The 837-nt window shown below is 75.4% G+C and carries 1 protein-coding gene and 1 pseudogene; one reads left to right on the top strand and one right to left on the bottom strand.

The features are described from left to right. Positions 1 to 251: pseudogene (locus AC08OP_RS24075) on the bottom strand (protein kilB); the annotation flags it as partial. A gap of 215 nt (positions 252 to 466) precedes the next feature. Between AC08OP_RS24075 and AC08OP_RS24070 the strand changes: the two are divergent. Next, positions 467 to 661, top strand: coding sequence for a hypothetical protein (locus tag AC08OP_RS24070; RefSeq protein WP_476616260.1), 195 nt, complete (start codon positions 467 to 469; stop codon positions 659 to 661). Positions 662 to 837 lie beyond the last annotated feature (176 nt).

Raw genomic sequence — 837 nt, 5'->3', positions numbered from 1 at the left:
GCGGTGTGCTCGGCGCGGCCCGGGGCGTGGCGTAGGGCGTAGGTGGCGGCTGTGGCGGCGCGGGCGGGGCCGGCGAGGTAGGGCGCGGTCAGGCACAGCGACGTGAGCGGGATGGTGAGGGCGGCGCGGGTGGTGTGGCTGGCGGCGCGTAGTGCGGCGAGCTCGGTGGGGTCGGCGCCGGCGAGGCGGGCGTCCTCGCGGACCCACATGGCGCGGCGGTGGTCGGCCAGCGCCGCGGCGAGGGCCGCCACGGCGCTGTGCCGGGCGGCGCGGTCGGCCTGGTGTCGGGTGGCGCGGGCGGCGGCCCACTGAGTCAGGCCGCCCGCGAGGGTGCCCGCCGGCGCGGCACCGGCGGCGATGATCGCCTCACCATGATTCCTCCCGATCGGATTTGTGTACTGAAACGGTACGTCAATATGGCGGGATCGTGTACCGGTTCGGGATGGAAACTCGGTACGGTGGCCAGATGTCGCCCCGACCTGGACGCCCGACCTGGACCCCGACCGGTGACGAGCAGCGCGCGTTGGACGAGCTCGCCGCGCTCGCCGCGGCCGCGGCGGAGGCGGCGTGCCGGCGCGGGGTGCCGGTGGACCGCCTCGCCGCCGTGGTCAGGCGGGGGCGGACGACGGTGTACCGGCACCTGGACGGGGACCCGGCCTGATCCCCGGTCACGCTCGCGGACAGTGACCCCGGCCCCGCCCGTCCCCGTCGACATCCTCGGTTTCTGACAGGGGAACCTGGCCAGCCATCTGACAGGGGAACCTGGCCAGCCATCGGAGGGGGATACGCCCCGGCTGGCCTGCGAGTGTCAGCCGCCGGTCCCCCTCCGTCCTTAAT

The sequence above is a fragment of the Frankia sp. CeRuru1 genome (genome assembly GCF_977966315.1).
Note: the sequence above shows the minus strand (reverse complement) of the source record. Positions and strands in the feature narration are given on the sequence as shown.